This window comes from Coprococcus sp. LG101-27 (assembly GCF_027695515.1).
Taxonomy (GTDB): domain Bacteria; phylum Bacillota; class Clostridia; order Lachnospirales; family Lachnospiraceae; genus Allocoprococcus; species Allocoprococcus comes.
Map to the genome: position 1 here is coordinate 1 of NZ_JAQEUJ010000035.1, position 210 is coordinate 210.

Annotated in this window: 1 protein-coding gene; it reads left to right on the plus strand. The window is 56.7% G+C overall.

The features are described from left to right. Positions 1 to 210: VaFE repeat-containing surface-anchored protein (locus PG766_RS15360; protein WP_270591222.1), on the plus strand; the 210-nt coding region annotated here is incomplete at both ends.

Here is a 210-nt window from a genome sequence, read left to right on the forward strand (position 1 = left end):
ATATCGAGGACAAGTCCCAGACCGTCACCATCACGAAGCCCGAAGTCGGCACCACCGCCAAGGACGGTCTCGACGGCAATAAGACCGTCGTTTCCGATACCGAGGTTTCAGTGGTCGATACCGTGAAGTACAAGAACGTCACTCCCGGCAAGACCTACAAGGTTTCCGGCACCCTCTACGAGAAGGTCACCGACAAGGACGGCAAGGTCT